Origin of the sequence: Pedobacter borealis DSM 19626 (genome assembly GCF_000708285.2) — a bacterium.
GTDB lineage: Bacteria > Bacteroidota > Bacteroidia > Sphingobacteriales > Sphingobacteriaceae > Pedobacter > Pedobacter borealis.
Genome location: NZ_JAUG01000137.1, coordinates 1 through 7422, shown reverse-complemented (window position 1 = coordinate 7422; position 7422 = coordinate 1). Strand labels below are relative to the sequence as shown.

General features: G+C 41.3%; 9 protein-coding genes, 1 tRNA gene and 2 pseudogenes. 6 read left to right on the top strand and 6 right to left on the bottom strand.

Annotation, left to right across the window (positions count from 1 at the left end; all coding sequences use genetic code 11):
* Positions 1-178: 178 nt before the first annotated feature.
* The 3 genes and pseudogenes from AW17_RS25050 to AW17_RS22390 all read left to right on the top strand — a co-directional run.
* A pseudogene (locus AW17_RS25050) lies at positions 179-1012 on the top strand (glycoside hydrolase family 5 protein); the annotation flags it as partial.
* A gap of 201 nt (positions 1013-1213) precedes the next feature.
* Positions 1214-1684 (top strand): RICIN domain-containing protein, encoded by a 471-nt coding sequence (locus AW17_RS25215; RefSeq protein WP_280740058.1) that lies wholly within the window; start codon positions 1214-1216, stop codon positions 1682-1684.
* A 288-nt stretch (positions 1685-1972) separates the two neighbouring features.
* Positions 1973-2413 (top strand): Hsp20/alpha crystallin family protein, encoded by a 441-nt coding sequence (locus AW17_RS22390; RefSeq protein WP_029280345.1) that lies wholly within the window; start codon positions 1973-1975, stop codon positions 2411-2413.
* A 300-nt stretch (positions 2414-2713) separates the two neighbouring features.
* Here AW17_RS22390 and kaiB read toward each other — a convergent pair whose 3' ends face one another.
* The 5 genes from kaiB to AW17_RS22375 form a co-directional block, all read right to left on the bottom strand.
* Entirely contained in the window at positions 2714-3001 is a 288-nt protein-coding gene (gene kaiB / locus AW17_RS22385) for a circadian clock protein KaiB (RefSeq protein ID WP_209444323.1), read from the bottom strand.
* Between the two features lie 3 nt (positions 3002-3004).
* A complete protein-coding gene (gene kaiC, locus AW17_RS22380) occupies positions 3005-4435 on the bottom strand; it encodes a circadian clock protein KaiC (RefSeq protein WP_209444321.1) in 1431 nt (476 codons plus the stop codon).
* The gene (locus tag AW17_RS25210; protein WP_209444319.1) at positions 4410-4652 is read right to left on the bottom strand and encodes an ATPase domain-containing protein; all 243 of its coding nucleotides are present in this window, start codon (positions 4650-4652) and stop codon (positions 4410-4412) included. Before AW17_RS25210 ends, kaiC begins: the two co-directional genes overlap by 26 nt.
* 354 nt (positions 4653-5006) lie before the next feature.
* Positions 5007-5183 (bottom strand): hypothetical protein, encoded by a 177-nt coding sequence (locus AW17_RS24360; RefSeq protein WP_157280397.1) that lies wholly within the window; start codon positions 5181-5183, stop codon positions 5007-5009.
* Between the two features lie 93 nt (positions 5184-5276).
* A tRNA-Pro gene (locus AW17_RS22375) sits at positions 5277-5353 on the bottom strand.
* 148 nt (positions 5354-5501) lie between these two features.
* Here AW17_RS22375 and AW17_RS22370 point away from each other — a divergent pair.
* The 3 genes and pseudogenes from AW17_RS22370 to AW17_RS22360 all read left to right on the top strand — a co-directional run.
* Positions 5502-5801: pseudogene (locus tag AW17_RS22370) on the top strand (DUF72 domain-containing protein); the annotation flags it as partial.
* A gap of 97 nt (positions 5802-5898) precedes the next feature.
* The gene (locus AW17_RS22365; RefSeq protein WP_029280336.1) at positions 5899-6171 is read left to right on the top strand and encodes a hypothetical protein; all 273 of its coding nucleotides are present in this window, start codon (positions 5899-5901) and stop codon (positions 6169-6171) included.
* 57 nt (positions 6172-6228) lie between these two features.
* The gene (locus AW17_RS22360; protein WP_029280335.1) at positions 6229-6609 is read left to right on the top strand and encodes a response regulator transcription factor; all 381 of its coding nucleotides are present in this window, start codon (positions 6229-6231) and stop codon (positions 6607-6609) included.
* 102 nt (positions 6610-6711) lie between these two features.
* On the opposite strand, the gene AW17_RS22355 is transcribed toward AW17_RS22360, so the two are convergent.
* Entirely contained in the window at positions 6712-7215 is a 504-nt protein-coding gene (locus tag AW17_RS22355) for a hypothetical protein (RefSeq protein ID WP_029280333.1), read from the bottom strand.
* Positions 7216-7422 lie beyond the last annotated feature (207 nt).

The window sequence follows — 7422 nt, the reverse complement described above, 5'->3', positions numbered from 1 at the left end:
TTTGGCAATGCTATTTGTTCTTTCCTGCAACTGTTTTTTTGATTTCTCCGGCCCTTGGGATTGACGGTGCTCTTCGGTTAAACCTGTGTTTTATTAGAGTTGGTTAGCAAAACGAATAAAACCCAAACCAAAAAATGTGTCCACACGGTAGGACCAATCGGGAGTAAATAGCACGGCGATGCAGCTTTCGGCAAAATTCAAACTGGGCTGGAATATAGGCAACACACTTGAGGCAATTGATGGTGAAACAAACTGGGGCAATCCTATGGTTAGCCAGGCGCTTATCGATCAGGTGAAAAGAAGCGGTTTTACTGCGGTTCGGATCCCTTGCTCATGGAATCAATACATGGCCAACAGTGCTACAGCAGAACTTCAGCAATCATGGCTAAACAGGGTAAAGCAAGTGGTTCAATACTGTGTTAACGATGGCCTGTATGTCATCTTAAATATCCATTGGGATGGCGGATGGTTAGAAAATAATTGCACCACTGCCCAACAGGCCCAGGTTAATGCATTACAAAAAGCTTTTTGGGAACAGATTGCTACACAGATGCGTGATTTTGACGAACATGTTATGTTTGCCAGTGCTAATGAACCTGCCGTATCAGATGCCGCCGGGATGGGCGTTCTGCTTTCCTATCATCAAACCTTTGTGAATGCGGTCAGATCAACTGGTGGCCGAAATAGTTAAAGGGTGTTGGTTATCCAGGGGCCCACAACCAGCATTGAATACACCAATAATTTAATGAATACCCTACCCACCGATCCTGCAGCCAATCGCCTGATGGTTGAAGTACATCATTATACTCCTTTTAATTTTGCCGGTCTCACTCAGGATGTAAGTTGGGGCAATATGTTTTATTATTGGGGCGATGGATATCATTCTACTACTGATACTTCACGGAATGCCACATTTGGCGAGGAATCAAATGCCGGAGCAGATTTTTCGCTGATGAAGACAAAGTATATTGATAAGGGCATTCCGGTTATATTGGGAGAATATGGAGCAATCCGGCGGTCGGCAACGCTTTCTGGAGATGCGTTGACACTGCATCTGGCCAGCAGGGCGGACTATATCAATCATGTTACCCACCAGGCACTCTTAAATGGCTTGCTTCCTTTTTATTTCGATGATGGATCAAGTGGAAACAATGCATTCAGAATCGTTGACAGGCAGACAAACGGAGTTGCTGATCAGCAAGGCCTTGCCGCAGTGGTGCAGGGCGCGCAAAATAACACGACCTCAACCATCCAGGTAGGACAGGTTTACCAGATTGTAAACAGATACAGTTTTAAGGCATTGGAAATTGGAGGATGGGGTACTGCCAATCAAACACCCGCTCAGCAATGGACTTATGTAGCGGGGGCAAACCAGCAGTTCAAGGTGGAAGATGCAGGAGGTGGATATTATAGGCTAACCCCAATGCATGCCACCGGAAAGTGTTTAGAAATTAATGGCTGGAGCACTGCTGATGACGGCCAGGCAGCTTTATGGGATTATAGTGGCGGTGCAAATCAAAAATGGTCAATTCAGATTACCACTAATGGATATTATAGGATCGTTAATGTAAATAGCGGAAAGGCATTGGATATTAATGGATCTTCACTCAACAATGGCGGCACAGCTATTCAATGGTCTTACAGTGGTGGACGTAACCAGCAGTGGGCATTTTTGAAAATATAAACATTACAAACCAATAATCTGATACAGTTGCTCGGCATTTATTTCAGGTGCTATCAGATCTTTTGGGCGGTCTGATTAAAAGCGAGGTTCATGCAATGAAAAAATTTCAGTCCCGTGAACTGAAAAAATTTCAGAAAAAATGAAAATTTTTCAGTCTGACCACTATAATCGCTTTATTTTCACGATTGGCATAGCGGTTGATTAATCAAAATTGGACCATCAGCGTCCAGAGAAAATTAATTGATTTATAGTCCATTTATTATTAAAAGTTTTAAAGGAGAAAACACTATGACATTGGTTAAATTCAATCCAGAAAAAAAGAACAGTTCATTATTGCCAGGCTTTAATGACATCTTTGAATCAGTACTTGGCGACACTTTTTTTACCGACCGTCGTTTAAGCAACGTTCCGGCTGTAAATATCTCGGAGTCAGCCGATCACTATCACATTGAGCTTGCTGCGCCCGGACTTAAAAAAGATGATTTCCGCGTTTCGGTAGAAAGGGATATGCTCACGATCTCAACTGAAACAAAAAACGAAAACCTCAGCGAAGGAAGAACCTATAACAGAAAAGAGTATAGTTATTCGGCTTTCACAAGATCTTTCACACTTCCGGAAAGTGCTGACATTGAAAAGATCAGTGCAAGCTATAACGATGGAATTCTGAAACTTGAACTTCCTAAAAAAGAGGAAGCCAAAGCGGTCGCCAGACAGATCGAAATCCAATAAAAAAGAGGGGCTATCATAAAGGCAATTTCAGCCCAGATGCTGTCATGTTGAGCCTGTCGAAACACCTTAAAGCGTATTTAAACAGGTCCTTCGACAGGCTCTCCACAGGAGTCCTTTGGACAGGATGACAAATCTATATTTATGATAGACCCTCTTTTTTTTACATAACCTCGAATCAATGGGTTTTTAAAAGAATGATGCAATTCGCAAGAATAATAGGTACCTCTGCCGGCTTTTGCACTAAAAGCGCTTTGCAGGATTAATTAATGTCTGGATGATCGGGGTTTCCTATCGGCATAACTAATTATTAATCTTTGTACGTATGTCCAGTCCCACCAGAACCTTTTCCTCATTTGAAAGGTCACCTATAATTTTGCGGACCGGCTCAGGCACTTTTTTTACCAGTGTCGGAATGGCAAATATCTGATCACCTTCAGCCAGCTGTGGTTTTTCCAAAAGATCGATCACCTCAATACTATATTTTCCTTTCAGGTGCTCCTCGCAGAACTTTTTCAGGTTTTCCAGTGCGACTACCGATTTATTGGTTTTACCGGCCACATATAGCCGGAGTTCATATGCTTTCCCCACTATTTATTTTTTTTGTTTACATTTTTTTCTTCTCCACCATAATCTCCCCTGCGCAGATCGGCAATTTTGCTTATCGTTTCGCCCATGATCTGTTTTTTTTAAAGCCTCCTCAACATAAACTTTATTGAGTTCCTCTTCTGCTGATTCATATTCGGATCTTAGACTTTCGATCTTTGATTCTAAAATTTTACGTCTTCGTTCAAGTTCACGGTCCTTACGGCTGACAGCCTGGGCATGGATGATCTCGCCGGTCTGCTCCATAAGCATCCTTGCCTCCCGCGCCGAGCCGGTTAGCACGCCATCCTCGGTAAGATATACATCCACTAGATCGAGTCCCTTATCTGTAATCACAAATTCGCGTATCTGGTTTGAATGTTTCATTCCTCTTGACTTCATGATATACAATCCACGGTTCCGCTCACCGTTGCTCTCGATATCGCGGATTAAAAGCCAGGCATCTACAAGCGAAGAAACCCCTTCATCGGTCTGTTCATTAACTATATTATTAAGGGTAAGGGCTGTAAACATAACCGTAATCTGTTCAGCCTGTAGAAAATCGATCAGGCGTACAAGCATGGTTTTCACATCACTAACCGATCCTATCGTGATCAGGTTGGTGATCGGATCAAGTATAACAACAGATGGCCTGGACTTTTTGATTGCCTTATGGATCGCCACCAGGTGCATCTCCAGTCCGTACAAAGTAGGGCGTGAAGCGTAAAACTCAAGAGCTCCTTCTTTAAGGTGTTTTTGAAGGTCTATGCCTATAGAACGCATATTTCTGATGATCTGTTTTGGGGATTCTTCGAAAGCAAAGAAAAGGCATTTCTCGCCCCTCAAACAGGCCGTATTGGCGAATGTTGCCGCTATACTGGTCTTGCCCGTGCCAGCCGTGCCCGAAACCAGAATGCTGCTCCCTTTAAAAAAACCAGAATTGCCTAGCATTTTATCCAGCGCAGGAATACCAGAAGACAGGTTTTTTGAGGAAACCTCATGATTCAGCTGCAGAGAGGTAACAGGAAGCACTGAGATCCCCTCATCGTCGATCAGAAAGGGATATTCATTGGTTCCGTGGACCGATCCACGGTATTTTACAACCCTGAGCCTCCCGGTGGAGATCTGGTTGATAATCCTGTGGTCAAGTAAAATTACACAATCTGACACATACTCTTCAAGTCCCTGACGGGTAAGTCCATTTCCTCCACGTTCACCTGTTATGACTGCCGTAACGCCTTTCGATTTTAGAAACTGAAAAAGTCTCCTGATCTCTGCCCGCAGCACTGCCGTATTATTTAGCCCCGCGAAAAGGTTCTCGATGGTATCAAGTGCTACCCTTTTTGCACCTATACTGTCGATTGCGTATCCCAGTCGGATAAAAAGCCCCTCCAGGTCATACTCTCCGGTCTCCTCAATTTCTGAGCGGTCTATATGCACATAATCCAACCTTATCCTTTTCTAACTGTTCCAGATCAAATCCAAGTGATGCTACGTTCGCTTTAAGTTCCTCGGCCTTTTCCTCAAAGGCCATAAATACCCCTGGCTCACCATAATCCAAGGCTCCTTTTACAATGAACTCTATGGAAAAAAGTGTTTTTCCAGAACCGGCCTCACCACAAACAAGTGTGGGTCTTCCCGAGGGCAGCCCGCCCAATGTAATCTCATCAAGTCCGGAAATACCGGTAAGTGTTTTAGGAATTGTACCAGTTGATTTTTTGATTTAGCCATTTATTTTTTAACGCTTAAATCTATTAGATAATAGTAATATTAATCAGTTCTTTCCAAAAACAAACAGGGAACATTAAAAAATGTTTGCGATAAGCGAATATATCGGTGCCGGAAAATACTTTTATTTAAATGGGCAATAGCCATACATCCGTTGTAAGCCAACAAAAAACAGAGAAAATCTTACACCTGTCCGTTCATCCGACATCACAGGTCATTCTGGATCTATCCGGCAGAACATATAAAAAGCGGGCATCCCATACTGCTGCCCGCTTTTAAGGTACTAGGCATTTCCGGCAAGATCTCCCCCTACATCATCTTCATCATCAGTTTCACCGGTAAGCCCCCGTTGAAGTTCGTTATCATCGGCTTCTTTTTCTTCGTTGGGACTTATTCGCGACTGTTCATTGCCGTTTTCATCTTCGTTGTCTTCCTCTTTTGGATTGATGTAATTTTTCATAGTATCTGTTTTATTGTAAAACAGGTGCTTTATAACTATAGTTTCAAAAAAATAGCAAAATTGACATCAAATATGGGCTGTCTGCTCAATAACTGGTCGGGATAGGAAGATTCGAACTTCCGACCTCCAGCACCCCATGCTGGCGCGATACCTGGCTACGCTATATCCCGTTTACTGAATTCCCTTTAGAGAACACAAAAATTGATACAAAGATATATCACATTGCGCTTTTGGCAGAAAAATTTTCAAAAAAGTTTGAAGGATTATTGATTTTTTAAACAGAAAATGAACAGCGCTTTCCCTTAAACTTGGTATCATGATGATGTATTTACACTGCTCGCCAAATATAACTGCGCTTTTTGCATTTATGAGCTGGCCGGGCATCAATCTCCCATTTTAAGCACAGCAGATTTTGTGTATATCAGATTACACGGACCTGGAGGAAAATATCAGGGAAGTTATAACAACCATAGTTTAACAAAGTGGAACAACATGTTGATTTCGTGGATAAAAGAAGAAAAAGACGTGTACCTCTATTTCGATACTGACCAGGCTGGTTATACTGCTTTTAATGCGCTCGAAATAAAAAAAATGATCGGCCCAGCGTATCAAAAATAAAGTTAAGCGAAAATGCCTAAGCTCATGTGGGTAATTTTCGCTTTGCTTAAAACTTTTAATCTGATGGTTCTGTTATTTTAACAAAGTAAATCGCATTATGGCAAATACCGAAAACGACAGAAAAGACCTTGAGAAAGGCAATCAAAGGAAAAACCAGGAACAGCTAAATCAAATTGCTTTGGGTAATACAAAAATAAAAAACACGCCGTTAACCAATAACAACGATCTTTTAAGTTTGCCCAAAACCACTGGCACAGGTGTGAACCCTACCGCAGCCCCCCATTCGCTTATTGTACACGAAGATGAAAAGGAGAAAGACAGGTATGAAGAAGGCAACAATAAAGATCAAAAAAATGCTGCTACAGAATAACGTAAAAACGCAAATACTATTTTTAATGAACAAATTTTAGTGTAAAAATTATTTTTTATGAGTAAACTGATCTGTATACTTGAGGATGATGCAGGGATAAGAGATATATTACAGTTCCTGCTTTTAGAAGAAGGCTACCAGGTAGCATGTTATACTACCGTTAATGAGTTTTTGAGCAGAAAGCATATCAATCCTGACCTTTATTTACTAGATGTAATGCTGCCCGACGGCAATGGCATGGCGGTATGTAAACTGCTTAAGGCTGATCCTCAAACCGCTGCGACACCGGTAATTATTATGAGTGCCCATGCCGATATAAAACAAATGACCAGCGGATGTAATGCCGAAGAATTTGTGGTAAAACCCTTTGATATCTTTGTATTACTAAAAAAGATTGTCGATCTATTAAATTTAAAAAGTGCTGCAAAGGATAGATAATTGGTTAATTAAACTTAAATCAACCAGGTTAGATTAAAATTTTATATAATTTACAGCGAACACCAGAACAATAAAAACTGGGGGCGGCAACATCAGCTTTGCTTATTTTTTTAAGCCTTGGATTTCATTCAGATCCGCCGTCCAATAGGCAATTTTTGCTTCAGCCCAGGCCCTCAAATCAGGGTTGAGCAATCCTGTAGAACCAGTAGCTTTTACGTGAAAACCAATCATTTTTTGGTCAGAATCGATGAGAAGCGAATGTAACTGTTCAAATTGGACCGGATTATGTTGATGCAATAGCGTTAGTTTTTGTAAGTGTTCTTCTTTGAGCGAAGTTTGTGAAAATTGATCCAACGTATTTGTATTTGCTGCTAACTGCTGAATATAGGCTTGATTTTCATTCCCTCTCCTGATGCCTAAACCCTTAATTTCTGGGGCATCAGCCATCTTTTGCAGTTCAAGGTTCAACTGCTGCTGATATTGCATTTCAGGATACACGGAGTCGGTAAATTCGCGATCGTGCATGGCAAATTCGGTCTGATCATGCTTACAGCCAAGCAAAAACAGTACAACGATAAGAAATAGACAAAACTGAGGATATTTCATGATTTTAACGCTTTTACAAAATATTAATTTACCTATCAACCTGAGTTCGATAATTATTTGCTGAAAATTATATCTTATTTACGCCTAATCCCGCTTTATCGTCCTGCTGAATTTATTTCAGCATCTTTTTAGCGTGAAAGACCCTGAAATAAATTCAGGGTGACGACCGTCTTAACAGAAAACTTGATTAAAACGCCACAAAATGAG